Here is a 13,146-nt window from a genome sequence, read left to right as displayed (position 1 = left end):
GAACCTTACACCAATATTTACTACAAGGTAGAACGGAATTATTAAAACGAAGGTTAATAAAATCGTGACAAAACCCTGTAGCCAAACTTTCTGAAATAGCTCAATAGAATTAATAATTAGGACCCCAAGCTCCAATTCATTGTTTTATTCAATTTTTTTGGTCAATTAACTTAAGGTCATGGTATAACTTTTCACTAAGATAAAAGACCTATTAAAAAGTACAGTTGTAAAATAATATTAAAATTCCCTGTCAATTTGTCATAAACCTGTTTTAAGCCTTATATTTGCTGCCCGTTATATTTGAAAGGTAACGATAGATATGGAGAAAATTATAGACGAATCGGTTCAGGGATCTGCCCTAGCACTTGAAAAAAAGAATTCCAACAACAAGAAGCTCTACATTGAAAGCTATGGTTGTCAGATGAATTTTTCAGATAGTGAAATCGTTGCATCCATCTTAGCCAACGAAGGTTTTGACACTACGCAAACCCTTACCGAGGCCGACTTGGTTTTGGTAAACACCTGTTCCATTCGAGAGAAGGCCGAACTTACCGTTCGCAAGCGCTTGGAGAAATTCAATGCCATAAAAAGAGATCGTCCGCATATGAAAGTGGGTGTACTAGGCTGCATGGCGGAACGTCTAAAGCATCAATTTTTAGAGGAGGAAAAAATTGTAGACATGGTCGTAGGTCCGGACGCCTACAAAGACCTACCCAATTTAATTCAAGAAATAGACGAAGGCCGTAATGCGGTAAACGTTATTCTTTCTAAAGATGAAACCTACGGTGACATTGCCCCTGTTCGCCTGAACACTAACGGTGTAACGGCATATGTTTCCATCACCAGGGGATGCGATAATATGTGCACATTCTGCGTAGTACCATTTACACGGGGCCGTGAACGTAGTCGTGATCCACAATCCATTATAGATGAAGTAAACGATTTAGCGAAAAGAGGATATAAAGAAATCACTCTTTTGGGTCAAAACGTAGATAGCTATTTATGGTATGGCGGCGGATTGAAAAAAGATTTTGCCAAAGCTTCCGATATGGAAAAAGCTACTGCCGTAGATTTTTCCCAATTACTGGAAAGAACCGCCTTGGCACAACCCAAAATGCGTATTCGTTTTTCAACATCTAATCCGCAGGATATGACTTTAGATGTTATCCATACCATGGCAAAACACAAAAACATCTGCAACGCCATTCACCTACCGGTTCAAAGTGGTAGTGACCGCATCTTAAAAGAAATGAACCGTCTTCATACACGCGAGGAATATTTTGAGCTAATAGATAATATTCGCAAAATTATTCCGGATTGTTCTATTTCTCAAGACATGATTATTGGTTTCCCAACCGAGACCGAGGAAGACCACAAAGACACCTTGTCCTTAATGGAATATGTAAAATATGATTTTGGTTATATGTTCTCCTATTCCGAAAGACCAGGAACCATGGCCGAACGGAAAATGGAAGATGACGTTCCCGAAGAAACAAAAAAACGAAGACTATCGGAAGTTATCGCTCTTCAAAGAGAACATTGTCAAGAACGCACTCAACGACATTTAGGCAAAGTTCAAGAAATTTTGATCGAGAGTACTTCAAAAAAATCAGACCAACATTTCATGGGGCGTAACTCCCAAAATACGGTTGCCGTATTCCCTAAAGGGGATTATAAAATTGGTGATTTTGTTATGGTACGCATGGACGAATGTACTTCTGCCACCTTAATTGGTGAAGCCGTAGAATATTCAGATAACAACTAAATAACAATAGCCCCCGAACCATAGAGAACAATGGAAAACGTACAAGCCATAAAACAACGATTTGAGATTATAGGTAATGACCCAAAACTCAATCGTGCTATTGAAAAAGCCATTCAGGTAGCCCCAACAGATATTTCTGTTCTTGTAACAGGAGAAAGTGGTGTTGGTAAAGAGGCCATCCCCAAAATTATACACTCGCTTTCACATAGAAAGCACGCCAAATACATTGCCGTAAACTGCGGCGCCATCCCAGAGGGCACAATTGATAGTGAACTTTTTGGTCATGAAAAAGGTGCTTTTACAGGAGCTACCCAAACAAGAAGCGGGTATTTTGAAGTCGCCGATGGGGGAACTATTTTTTTGGATGAAGTTGGCGAACTACCACTTACCACACAAGTAAGACTATTAAGGGTACTTGAAAATGGCGAGTTTTTAAAAGTAGGTTCTTCACAGGTGCAAAAAACCAATGTACGTATTGTGGCAGCAACGAATGTAAATATGTTCGATGCCATTAAAAAAGAGAAATTCAGGGAAGACCTATACTATAGGTTAAGTACGGTTGAGATAAATATTCCACCGCTTCGAGAAAGACAGGGCGACATTCATTTGCTCTTTAGGAAATTCGCTTCGGATTTTGGCCAAAAGTATAAGATGCCTACCATTCGTTTAGATGATGAAGCCGTAGACCTTTTACTAAAATACCGGTGGCCTGGAAACATCCGTCAGTTACGGAATATTGCAGAACAGGTTTCCGTTCTTGAGGAAAGTAGAGGCGTTTCATGGTCTACCTTAAACGGATATTTACCTAATTCCAACAACTCCAATCTTCCTGCGGTTGTTGGTCAAAAGAAAGCTGAAAGTGATTTTAGCAATGAAAGGGAAATTCTTTACAAGGTACTTTTCGATATGAAAAGCGACCTGAACGACCTAAAGAAACTTACTTTAGAGTTGATGAAGAATAATGATGGCGAAAAGGTGCAAGAAGAGAACGAGGGTCTAATCAGAAAAATTTACGGAGACAACGGCGAAGAGCTAGAGGAAGACGAACGCTCCTCTATGGAAGTTTTACACTTGCCCGAACCACGAGCAGAAAAACCCATTGTTAAACCATCTATTGAAGATAAGTATCATTTTGCCGAAGAAATTCAAGAAGAAGAAACCCTATCTTTACAAGAAAAGGAAGTGGAGCTCATAAAAAAATCATTAGAACGCAACCGCGGAAAAAGAAAAGCCGCCGCTTCTGAACTGGGTATTTCGGAAAGAACTCTATATCGTAAAATAAAACAATACGATTTATAGCTAGCGTATCCTATTATATAACAAAACGGCAAATCATACTTCTAATACAGATATAGAATTTTGAAAAAGAACATTTACATAGCTTTCAGTTTACTATTGGTCCTTATCCTTAACGGTTGTGGTGTTTATAATTTTACTGGAGGTAATGTGGGTACCGCCACCACTTTTACAATACCTACTTTTCAAAACTATGCCACGCAAAACCCAGGCTCTACTTTTGAACCGGGATTGGAAAGAGACTTTACTTTGGCCCTGCAAGATCGTATATTAAATCAGACGAGTCTTGATTTGACCTCTTCTAATGGCGATTTATTATATGAAGGTGAAATTGTGGAATTCCGCATATCCCCCATGAGTGCTACCGCACAACAAACAGCCGCACAAAACCGCTTATCCATGGCGGTTAAAGTCCGTTTTTACAACAAAACCAAAGAGGATGCAGATTTTGACCAACGATTTTCTTTTTTCTATGACTACCCTGCCAATTCACAGCTTTCTGCTGTAAAAACGGAAGCATTAGAAGTGATTTTTGAACGGATAACCCAAGATATTTTTAACGCATCATTGGCAGATTGGTAACATTGCCCAACTTATTAAAACAATTCCGAAGAATCCATATTGCATTATTTGTAACCCAATAGAATGAACGTACAAGATTTTACATATCTCTTACAGCATCCAGATAAAGTGGTCTCCCCACTTCAGACCAAGCAACTGGAAGAAGTGCTAGAAGAATATCCGTACTTTCAGGCAGCACGGGCTTTACATTTAAAGGGCCTCAAAAATCTTAATAGTTTTAAGTACAACAATGCCCTAAAAATTACAGCCGCTTACACAACGGACCGCGATGTTCTTTTCGACTTTATTACTTCGGACGAATTTTTACAGAATACCATTGCCGATAAAATTTCGGGCAAAACCACGGCTTTAGTAGATACCGAAATTATTTCAGAGGAAATAGAGTCCCCTAAAAGTGATGAACCCACTGCAGAAACTCCAATTCCGCTAACCCATGCAGATGCAGACAAGCTTTTAGACCCTCAACTTTTTACCTCAAAAGACCCTAAAATAGATGAGGAAATTGCAGAAGCTAAAAGAAAAGCTTCTAAAAACCTGGAATTGGGAGAACCCCTACCCTTTACCAAACGAGAAAAATATTCGTTTGCCGAGTGGCTGCAGCTCACCTCCTTTACAGCGGTTAAAAGGGATGAAGAGGCTAAAACGGGAGACGCCGGTAAAAAAGAGGAACCTGAAGCAATAGCATTCCCATTAGAGGAAGAGATTCTGAAAAGAAAGAAATTTGACCTTATTGATAAATTTATTGCTGACAATCCTAAAATAAAGCCGAATAAAGACGTACCAAAAGTTGCTATAGAAACCTCTGTTACCCTAGACAAGAAAGAGCTAATGACAGAAACTTTGGCCAAAGTTTATCTGGAGCAAAAAAAGTATAAAAAAGCTATTCAATCTTACAAAATTTTAAGTTTGAAATATCCGGAAAAAAGTGGTTTCTTTGCAGACCGAATTAAAGCGGTGGAAAAATTACAACAAGAAAACAAGTAGCGCCATTATGAGTACGTTTACGATTTTTTTAATACTTATCATTATAGTTTGTTTTTTACTGATATTGGTCATCATGGTTCAGAACCCTAAAGGTGGCGGATTATCATCTTCTTTTGGCGGCGGTGGCAGTCAAGTAGTAGGCGGTGTAAAAAAGACAGGCGATTTCTTAGACAAAAGTACTTGGACGTTGGCCATACTACTTGTGGTTCTAATTCTAGCATCTAACGTTGCCCTTAAAGGAAACTTTAGCGATACAGATTCTAAACTTTTAAATGGTGACGGAATCGAAACCGTTGTTCCTGAAACTGTACCAGAAGCACTGCCAGAACAGACACCTGCACCAGTAAGTGCTCCTGCGGACAGCTTATAAAATTCTACCATAACATATACAAAATGCCAGCTTAGTGACAAGCTGGCATTTTTGGTTTAACAATGTGTCAGTTTTTGAGTAATGGCATAATTTCTGCCCACTAGCATTCGAGAATATAATTTTTCAAACTAAAAACTAAAAATATGGCAAAAGTGAACATTAAACCATTGGCGGATAGGGTTCTTATTGAACCTATGGCTGCCGAAACCAAAACAGCATCAGGTATCTACATTCCAGATACTGCCAAAGAAAAGCCTCAACAAGGTAAGATTGTTGCCGTTGGACCCGGAACCAAAGACGAGCAAGTGACAGTTAAAGTTGGTGACACTGTTTTATATGGTAAATACGCAGGCACTGAGCTTAAGCTTGAAGGTGTTGATTACCTTATGATGCGTGAGAGTGACGTTTTAGCTATAATTTAAGGCTATAGGCTGTTTGCTATAAGCCACTATAGGGATTTTAGAAAATATACAATTTGGCAGATTAGCCATAAGCTCACTTTAGAGTTATATGCGATTACCGAATCATTTCCTAAAAGAAGAATTATATGGCTTGGCACCTCAGCTAAGAAGAGCATCCAGCTCAATTCCCACTAACATAAGTGAAGGTTCCGGAAGAGATAGTGATGCTGAATTTAATCGTTTTTTGACAATAGCAACAGGTTCCGCCTCTGAAGTTGAGTATCTTATATTACTCAAAAGATTTAGGTTACATAAAACCAGATTTACACGAGAAGCTAAATATAAATATCAACGAAATCAAAAAACGCATTTACACTTTAAAGAAAAAATTAAATTAATAACCCACTTAGCATAAAGCCAAGAGCTTAATGCTAAAAATTTAAAAAGAATGGCAAAAGATATAAAGTTTGATATCGATGCACGCGATGGCCTTAGAAGAGGTGTTGATGCATTGGCAGACGCAGTTAAAGTAACATTAGGTCCTAAAGGTAGAAACGTAATCATCAGCAAATCTTTTGGTGCTCCACAGGTAACCAAAGATGGTGTAACCGTTGCAAAAGAAATTGAGTTGGCAGACCCTCTAGAAAACATGGGTGCCCAAATGGTGAAGGAAGTTGCTTCCAAAACCAATGACCTTGCAGGTGACGGTACTACTACCGCTACCGTTCTTGCACAAGCTATCGTTAAAGAAGGTTTGAAAAACGTTGCTGCTGGCGCAAACCCAATGGATTTAAAAAGAGGTATTGACAAAGCCGTTGATGCTATTGTTGAAAACCTTGCCAAGCAATCTAAAAAAGTTGGTGATTCTTCCGAAAAAATCAAACAAGTTGCTTCTATTTCCGCGAACAACGACGAAACTATTGGTGATTTAATCGCTCAAGCTTTCGGTAAAGTTGGTAAAGAAGGTGTAATTACTGTTGAAGAAGCAAAAGGTACCGATACATACGTTGATGTTGTAGAAGGTATGCAGTTTGACAGAGGTTACCTTTCTCCATATTTTGTTACCGATTCAGAAAAAATGGTAGCAGACTTAGAAAGTCCATACATCTTATTGTTCGATAAGAAAATCTCTTCAATGAAAGATTTGCTTCCTGTATTAGAGCCAGTTGCTCAATCCGGAAAGCCACTTTTAATTATTGCTGAGGATGTTGACGGTGAAGCATTGGCTACATTGGTAGTAAACAAACTAAGAGGTTCTTTAAAAATTGCCGCTGTTAAGGCACCAGGTTTTGGTGACCGTAGAAAAGCAATGCTAGAGGATATTGCTATCCTAACAGGTGGTACAGTTATTTCTGAAGAAAGAGGTTTCTCTTTAGACAATACTACTTTAGATATGTTGGGTACTTGTGAAAAAGTACAAATTGACAAAGACAATACTACAATTGTAAACGGTGGTGGTGTTGCTAAAGACATTAAAACTCGTGTAAATCAGATCAAATCTCAAATTGAGACTACTACCTCTGATTACGACAAAGAAAAACTTCAAGAGCGTTTGGCTAAATTGGCCGGTGGTGTTGCCGTACTTTATGTAGGTGCAGCTTCTGAAGTTGAAATGAAAGAGAAAAAAGACCGTGTAGACGATGCTTTGCATGCTACTAGAGCTGCCGTTGAAGAAGGTATCGTTGCCGGAGGTGGTGTTGCCTTGGTAAGAGCAAAAGCTGTTCTTTCTAAAGTTGCCACAGAAAATGAAGACGAGGCTACTGGTTTACAAATTGTTGCCCGCGCTATTGAAGCTCCGTTAAGAACTATCGTTTCTAACGCAGGTGGTGAAGGTTCTGTAGTAATCGCTAAAATTCTTGAAGGAAAAGGAGATTACGGTTACGATGCTAAATCTGAACAGTATGTTGAGATGACCAAAGCGGGTATTATTGATCCTAAAAAAGTAACGCGTGTTGCATTAGAGAATGCTGCATCTGTTGCGGGTATGATCTTAACTACCGAATGTGCATTGACAGACATAAAAGAAGATGCTCCTGCTGCACCACCAATGGGTGGAGGCGGAATGCCAGGCATGATGTAGTGGCGAGACGACACAGGCAATTTTTAGCTTGTTTGCGGACATACATTATATTTAAAGCTGCTCTTGAAGTTTCAAGAGCAGCTTTTTTTTATGTACTTATATTAACAAAAAAACCACCTTCTTTATTTACAGAAGGTGGTTTCATGTCCAAATGGGAATGTCTATTCTATAGACAAACAACCCGACTACTTCTTACGAGGAGCAGCTTTTGGAGCAGCCTTTTTACCAGCTTTCGCTGCTAACGGCTTAGCAGATGTTTTACCTGCATTTTTTGCTTGTGCCATAATTAATTGCGTATTAAATAAAACTAATCTAAAGTAAATCACTTTTTGATTCGTGATATTTTCATTGGGAAAAAATTAACTAAAATAACAAAGCTTTTTTCCGCGTCATTAAAAAAATACACAATACGCTTAAAAACAGATGCTTACTTTTAGTGGTCAGCTCCGTCATCAGAATTATCTTCCCTATATCTACAGCATGGGTGCACACTTTCATACGCTTCCTCTGTAGCTTTCAATTCTTTGGTATCATGCCCTACTGCCACAAGAGCGGTTTTTATTTTCATGGGATCCGTTTTACGCTCGTCCATAATTACTGCTAATTGATGTGTTGGTATATCCCAGGATGCATACTTCACTCCTTTTACATTAAGTGCCGCCTCTTCTATCCGTTCTTTACACATGCCGCATTTCCCATTAACGTCAAATGTCATTTTTTTATTCTTATCCTGTGCAAAAATCACCACAGTAAACAAGCTCATTACTATTGATAAAATTGTAGTTTTCATTTGTCTTCTATTTAGTTATTATCATTAAATTTTAATTCTAAAGCCTCCATAAAACATACGCCCCATTATTGGCGCATATATTATAGTAGTATCAAAGTTAGGACCAAAAGGGTCATCTGCCCCTAAAACTGGATTATCTTGTTGTACATTGGATAAGTTCTCCCCTCCTACATATACCTCAAACGTATTGGAGAACACTTTTGTTATCTGGGCATTCATTTGGTCGTAGGGGGATGACGTAGCTGCTAATTGATATGCTATTGGGTTTGAACTTGTATCCGGCAATCTCTTTTCCCCAACCCTATGCAAAGTGTAATCAAATTTCCATTGAGAGCCATTATCTTTTGCTTTGGTCTGATACTCTAAATTAGCAAAAAATAGGTGCTGTGCCTGTAAAGGCTTTTGCAGACTTCCACTTTGATAATCCGTTGTTATATCATAATTTTTATAAGCTGTACGTATATTCAAGCGCGGTAAAAGCTCATAATTCACCTCTACCTGAAAACTCTTAGCCGTACTACTCCCCTCTAAATTATAGAATAAAACCTCTTGCGAATTTTCCCAATCCACAACTACTTGATTTTTAAAATCAGTAATGTAATAATCTACCGTAAAATCACCTTTTCGATTTAAAAAATTAAAACCTTGCAAAAAGCTAACCCCATAATTCCATGCATCTTCGGGATCCAAACCATACACATCTCCACCGGAATTCAAGATCTTAATTTCACGGCCAGAAGCAAATAACTGTTGATTCTCCGCAAAGATGTTAGCTGCTCTTTTTCCTCTTCCAAAAGAACCACGCAGACTTCCTTTTTCCCATGGTGTATACCGGATATGAAATCTAGGTGTAACGAATGTACCTAACCTATTATGATTATCTACTCTAAGACCGGCAGTAAGACTTACCTTTTCTAAATTCTCATAGCTATATTCAAAAAAAGCACCTACGGAACGATCCTCCCGGGAATAATCGGTTGCAGTCACCATTTCGTCGTAGCCATCATAGGCGAACGTCAACCCTGTTTTGAATTTGTTACGCGTATCGCCAATTATAGAATTAAAAAGCAAATTGGTATAAATGCTTTCATGATCAATATCATACGTTCTATAACCAAAATAAGAGTCCTGCTTATGCAAACTATAGGCTGTTTGAAAACCAAAGCTTTGAAATGGCAACTCAGGAAAAACGTAACCCAATTTCAAAGAAGTATCAAAACGACGTGTATTGATTTCACTGCCCCATACTTCGGCTTCGCTCAGTATAGGCAGTTCGGCTTCACCAGACGCAAGGGCTTCGGCTTGACTAAACATTCTCCGATTATTATCTACTCTGTCAGTATCGGGGTTAAAACCGACTTGCCCCACTTGCTTTTCATCATTCAAAAACCTCACATTAAAGAAGCTTACCCAACCTTTTTCTGCATCTTGGTACTGCCAACGATTCATTACATTAATCTGATCAGCCAAAGGGGCATCTAAGAATCCGTCTCCGTTATCATCCTCTTTTTGAGTTCTTTTATTTCCGTGTATATAAAGTCCCGTACTCCACTTTTCGGATAGTTTTTTATTGAAATGCGTATTCAACTCATACCTTCCGTTTTGATTCCCATATCCATTTATAAAAACGGAACTATCCGTCAACGGTTTTACCAATTCGGTATTTATCTGACCAGAAATACTTTCATAACCATTCACCACACTACCCGCACCCTTTGTAATCTGAATACTCTCAATCCAAGTACCCGGTGTAAATGTAAGCCCGTATGCCTGCGAAGCACCCCTAACCATAGGAATATTCTCTTGCGTAATCATCAAATACGGACTGGTCAAACCTAACATTTGTATTTGTTTCGTACCTGTTAGCCCATCCGAAAGATTTACATCAATAGCAGGATTGGTCTCAAAGCTCTCAGCCAAGTTGCAGCAGGCTGCTTTTAACAACTCCGCACTATTAACGGTGACCGTATTCTGTGGACTGAAATAGGTTTTTTGAATATTGTCCCGCTCTTGTTGAACCACAACTTCATCTAATTCATTAGAGGGTTTAAGCCCATGCTTAACAACCTTAGGAGTATTTACCGTTAAAGTATCAGACTCATACCCTACGTAGCTAATTATTAGCTTATTGTATTCTTTTTTATAAGGAATAGAAAATTTTCCGTCAATATTGGTTACAACCCCTATTTGGGAATCCATCCAATACACATTGGCACCAGCAAGCCCCAATGCATTGGCACCTCCTGCTTCCACAACCGTTCCTTCTACTTTTTCCTGAGAAAAAGCAAGCCACGGAAGTATGGTAAAAGCAAATGCTATTATTATTTTTTTCATCAATTTAATTATGATTTTCTAGTTTCAATTCATTTGTTTGCGCCCAGCCATTCATTAAAAATCAATGGAAAAGAGAAGTGATAGTTATGAATAGAGCCACATTACCAGTTAAACCGGCACGATTTTATCAATCAGAACCTGCGTAATGGTAAACCGTAAAAATTGAAGAAAATCAGATTAAAAAGACAGCATCCAGCAACTGGATATTCTTTATAATTTTAGGAGGATTGTAATGTACCTGTGGTACGTCTTTAGCTTCTACAGGCTCAAAGAGACCTTTAAAAGAATAAACAAATGCGACCAAAACCATCTGTTGATGCAGGTCAAAGTCATTAAAAGAAGGTTTAACATCATTCTGCCCTTCCATAGCGATCACCTCGCTATTACAGCAAGACATTTTACCTACGGTAGTATCTATTTTTTCATCCAAAGACATTGCCATACCACAATCCTGGGCATCGGAGAAAAATGCAACATCTACTAAATGCCCCATACAATAGTGCTTTTCTACTTTAAAGGAGGTAGTAGAAAACAAAAGTGCCACGGTCATTAGGCAAGCAAAAAAACGATGTAGCTTTTCTTTCATTAACACAAAATTACGAAATAAACGATTACTCAAGGTTTTAACCCCTGCCTTTAACTAAAGTTTAAAGTTTCATCTTCATTAAAATATAAATCATAAAATTATTGTTTTGAACAATATATACTATTTGGCACGTTTTAGAGTTAACGCATAACGGATTAAACTTACAGTACATCCGATTCACTAACCATTTTGAACTTAAAATTTTAGCAATGAAGAAAAATATTAGATCAGTAGTAAAATCAGGATTCGCAGTATTTGCTCTAGCCTTTATGGTATCTAGCTGTAGTAGTGACGAAGGTTCTGTTTTTGACACACCCATTGACACCGACCAGGACGACACCGATGATACGGACACCGAAACAGTAGCCACACTAATAATCAATGCTGAAGATGACTCAAACGATGTTTTGTTTGCAGAAGCATCTGGTGAAGTTGGCACTAGCGTACCGGGGCGTATTATCTACACCTCTCCAACAAACCAAAAGAGACTTTACATTACTCAGAATATTTCTGGCAGCGGCGAAATGCCATTTAACAACTTCAACATTGAAGGCAAAGATTTAACGAAGGCTCTTAAAGGTGATGGTTCCGTTGATTTAGATGGAGACACTCAGAAAGCTATTGATTTCACTTTTGACCTTCCTGTTCCGGATATTGACAACGGTGAGATTGTTTACCAATTCTGGACTACTACAGGAAAAGGAGATTTTAGAGACCCTACCAAAAGAATGGCTTTAGGTGTAGGTACTATTACTGTTACAGTTGGTAACGGAACCAACCCAGCAGCCGAGGTTCGCTCTTTTACAGACGTAAAATTATTTGCTCCTGACGTAAATGGCACAAGCGAAACTTTTTATTCCCTTTTAAATGATAAAGAGTACCTAGTATATGACCCAGAAAACACATTAGCACAAGCAGAATATAGAGCATTTTGGGATTTTGGATATTACTACGTAAACAACTCTGCCTTTTTTGCTTCGGCAGCTACCTACGACGACTCTTTTGGCTATCCTGTAAAAGGCCTACAAGCTGAAGATAATGAAGAAAACGCCGACACCGAAACGCTTAACAAAGCTTATTTTTCACTCTCTACGACTAACAGCACCACGTTTGACGGTATTACATTATCTAGCGAACTAGATTTTGTTGTAAAGTCCGATTTTCAAACATCAGGCGTATTGGCTGTCGGGGATATTCTTGAAATCGTAGATAACTACGGAAAAAAAGGACTTATAAAAATTACTGAAATCAATCCTGGTTTTAATAACGACGATTATATTGTATTTGATGTAAAAATACAGCCGTAACACATTTTCAAAATATTAAAAAGGGATGTCGTTAATTCGGCATCCCTTTTTTGTTTTCAAAAGCTTATTTTTGCACAAAAAATTAGCATGTTCAACGAATTAAGCACTCAAACCAAAGCCATACTTCATTCCACAGAAGTAGCCGTAGATGAACGTCTTCAAAAGCTTTGCGAATTATTAAAAGAGACTGTGCCACATTACGACTGGGTGGGATTCTATTTTAAAAACGGCAACAAGGAAGAACTAAAATTAGGCCCTTACGCTGGCGCACCTACGGACCACACCATCATACCATTCGGAAAAGGAATTTGTGGACAGGTAGCCGTGTCCAATCAAAATTTTGTAGTACCAGACGTACAGGCTCAGGACAACTATATAGCTTGCAGCATTACCGTAAAAGCCGAAATAGTGGTGCCTTTGTTCATTAATGGAAAAAATATAGGTCAGATTGACATCGACTCGAACACTCCAGACCCGTTTACTGAAGAAGACGAACGTTTTTTAGAGTTCGTAAACACTGAAGTGGCCAAAATTTACGTGTTATAATTCAGCTTAATTAGAATTTTCCGATTTTCTAATGTCGTTTATCGATGCCGCCCCGTGTTATTTGACACAAAACGGTTTAAAACTTTAGTAGTTTTGTTGATAACC

13 protein-coding genes are annotated in these 13,146 nt (G+C 38.5%); 10 read left to right on the top strand and 3 right to left on the bottom strand.

Annotated elements, in window-relative coordinates; translation table 11 throughout:
- Window positions 1-319 precede the first annotated feature (319 nt).
- The 8 genes from miaB (at window position 320) to groL (ending at window position 7,478) form a co-directional block, all read left to right on the top strand.
- A complete protein-coding gene (gene miaB / locus P0077_RS10920) occupies window positions 320-1,765 on the top strand; it encodes a tRNA (N6-isopentenyl adenosine(37)-C2)-methylthiotransferase MiaB (protein ID WP_276165285.1) in 1,446 nt (481 codons plus the stop codon).
- A 30-nt stretch (window positions 1,766-1,795) separates the two neighbouring features.
- Entirely contained in the window at window positions 1,796-3,064 is a 1,269-nt protein-coding gene (locus tag P0077_RS10915; RefSeq protein WP_276165284.1) for a sigma-54 interaction domain-containing protein, read from the top strand.
- Window positions 3,065-3,124: 60 nt separating this feature from the next.
- A complete protein-coding gene (locus tag P0077_RS10910; RefSeq protein WP_276165283.1) occupies window positions 3,125-3,643 on the top strand; it encodes an LptE family protein in 519 nt (172 codons plus the stop codon).
- 63 nt (window positions 3,644-3,706) lie between these two features.
- Window positions 3,707-4,627, top strand: coding sequence for a DUF8458 domain-containing protein (locus P0077_RS10905; RefSeq protein WP_276165282.1), 921 nt, complete (start codon window positions 3,707-3,709; stop codon window positions 4,625-4,627).
- Between the two features lie 7 nt (window positions 4,628-4,634).
- Complete coding sequence (gene secG / locus P0077_RS10900; RefSeq protein WP_276165281.1) at window positions 4,635-4,997, top strand: preprotein translocase subunit SecG; 363 nt, start codon at window positions 4,635-4,637, stop codon at window positions 4,995-4,997.
- 143 nt (window positions 4,998-5,140) lie between these two features.
- Window positions 5,141-5,419: a co-chaperone GroES gene (locus P0077_RS10895; RefSeq protein WP_194525858.1), complete on the top strand. Its 279-nt coding sequence runs from the start codon at window positions 5,141-5,143 to the stop codon at window positions 5,417-5,419.
- An 88-nt stretch (window positions 5,420-5,507) separates the two neighbouring features.
- Complete coding sequence (locus tag P0077_RS10890; RefSeq protein WP_349292948.1) at window positions 5,508-5,813, top strand: four helix bundle protein; 306 nt, start codon at window positions 5,508-5,510, stop codon at window positions 5,811-5,813.
- Between the two features lie 33 nt (window positions 5,814-5,846).
- Complete coding sequence (gene groL / locus P0077_RS10885) at window positions 5,847-7,478, top strand: chaperonin GroEL (protein WP_276165280.1); 1,632 nt, start codon at window positions 5,847-5,849, stop codon at window positions 7,476-7,478.
- Window positions 7,479-7,911: 433 nt separating this feature from the next.
- On the opposite strand, the gene P0077_RS10880 is transcribed toward groL, so the two are convergent.
- The 3 genes from P0077_RS10880 to P0077_RS10870 all read right to left on the bottom strand — a co-directional run bounded on the left by P0077_RS10880 (window position 7,912) and on the right by P0077_RS10870 (window position 11,188).
- On the bottom strand, window positions 7,912-8,268 hold the full coding sequence (locus tag P0077_RS10880) for a heavy-metal-associated domain-containing protein (RefSeq protein WP_276165279.1): 357 nt from the start codon (window positions 8,266-8,268) through the stop codon (window positions 7,912-7,914).
- 24 nt (window positions 8,269-8,292) lie between these two features.
- A complete protein-coding gene (locus P0077_RS10875) occupies window positions 8,293-10,602 on the bottom strand; it encodes a TonB-dependent receptor (protein ID WP_276165278.1) in 2,310 nt (769 codons plus the stop codon).
- Between the two features lie 172 nt (window positions 10,603-10,774).
- On the bottom strand, window positions 10,775-11,188 hold the full coding sequence (locus P0077_RS10870; RefSeq protein ID WP_276165277.1) for an HYC_CC_PP family protein: 414 nt from the start codon (window positions 11,186-11,188) through the stop codon (window positions 10,775-10,777).
- A 209-nt stretch (window positions 11,189-11,397) separates the two neighbouring features.
- On the opposite strand from P0077_RS10870, the gene P0077_RS10865 reads away from it, so the two are divergent.
- A complete protein-coding gene (locus tag P0077_RS10865; protein ID WP_276165276.1) occupies window positions 11,398-12,495 on the top strand; it encodes a hypothetical protein in 1,098 nt (365 codons plus the stop codon).
- Between the two features lie 87 nt (window positions 12,496-12,582).
- Window positions 12,583-13,041, top strand: a complete 459-nt coding sequence (locus P0077_RS10860; protein WP_276165275.1) for a GAF domain-containing protein — start codon at window positions 12,583-12,585, stop codon at window positions 13,039-13,041.
- The last annotated feature ends 105 nt before the right edge of the window (window positions 13,042-13,146 follow it).

The organism is Zobellia alginiliquefaciens, assembly GCF_029323795.1.
Classification (GTDB): domain Bacteria; phylum Bacteroidota; class Bacteroidia; order Flavobacteriales; family Flavobacteriaceae; genus Zobellia; species Zobellia alginiliquefaciens.
Note: the sequence above shows the minus strand (reverse complement) of the source record. Positions and strands in the feature narration are given on the sequence as shown.

What these genes read in the sequence shown, in the direction of transcription:
- P0077_RS10890 (WP_349292948.1), top strand. Translation starts at nt 5,508, where the DNA reads ATGCGATTACCGAATCATTTCCTAAAAGAAGAATTATATGGCTTGGCA.
- P0077_RS10860 (WP_276165275.1), top strand. Translation starts at nt 12,583, where the DNA reads ATGTTCAACGAATTAAGCACTCAAACCAAAGCCATACTTCATTCCACA.
- groL (WP_276165280.1), top strand. Translation starts at nt 5,847, where the DNA reads ATGGCAAAAGATATAAAGTTTGATATCGATGCACGCGATGGCCTTAGA.
- secG (WP_276165281.1), top strand. Translation starts at nt 4,635, where the DNA reads ATGAGTACGTTTACGATTTTTTTAATACTTATCATTATAGTTTGTTTT.
- P0077_RS10915 (WP_276165284.1), top strand. Translation starts at nt 1,796, where the DNA reads ATGGAAAACGTACAAGCCATAAAACAACGATTTGAGATTATAGGTAAT.
- P0077_RS10880 (WP_276165279.1), bottom strand. Translation starts at nt 8,268, where the DNA reads ATGAAAACTACAATTTTATCAATAGTAATGAGCTTGTTTACTGTGGTG.
- P0077_RS10865 (WP_276165276.1), top strand. Translation starts at nt 11,398, where the DNA reads ATGAAGAAAAATATTAGATCAGTAGTAAAATCAGGATTCGCAGTATTT.
- P0077_RS10895 (WP_194525858.1), top strand. Translation starts at nt 5,141, where the DNA reads ATGGCAAAAGTGAACATTAAACCATTGGCGGATAGGGTTCTTATTGAA.
- P0077_RS10870 (WP_276165277.1), bottom strand. Translation starts at nt 11,188, where the DNA reads ATGAAAGAAAAGCTACATCGTTTTTTTGCTTGCCTAATGACCGTGGCA.
- P0077_RS10875 (WP_276165278.1), bottom strand. Translation starts at nt 10,602, where the DNA reads ATGAAAAAAATAATAATAGCATTTGCTTTTACCATACTTCCGTGGCTT.
- miaB (WP_276165285.1), top strand. Translation starts at nt 320, where the DNA reads ATGGAGAAAATTATAGACGAATCGGTTCAGGGATCTGCCCTAGCACTT.
- P0077_RS10905 (WP_276165282.1), top strand. Translation starts at nt 3,707, where the DNA reads ATGAACGTACAAGATTTTACATATCTCTTACAGCATCCAGATAAAGTG.